Genomic DNA, 255 nt, shown 5'->3' on the forward strand with positions numbered 1-255 from the left:
CGGAGCCGAAGGCTATGGTGATGAGCATGCCCAGTGCGACGTAGATCACGATGATGAACAGCCCGTAGAGCAGCGCCCGGGATATCCCCCTGGCGCGGGAGCCGCTCTGTTTGGTGAAGAAACTGACCGTCAGCGGGACCATGGGGAATATGCAGGGCATGATGAAGGCCGCAAAACCGCCCAGCAGCCCGGCAATGAAGATGCCCCAGAGGGACTGCTTGCCCTCGGAACCGGCGTCCACCGGCTGTACGGGTG

1 pseudogene is annotated in these 255 nt (G+C 62.7%); it reads right to left on the reverse strand.

Annotated features, from left to right (window positions below):
* A pseudogene (locus C5749_RS19445) lies at positions 1-255 on the reverse strand (cytochrome c biogenesis protein CcdA); the annotation flags it as partial.

This window comes from Sphingobacterium gobiense, from assembly GCF_002980575.1.
GTDB classification, from domain to species: Bacteria; Bacteroidota; Bacteroidia; order Sphingobacteriales; family Sphingobacteriaceae; genus Sphingobacterium; species Sphingobacterium gobiense.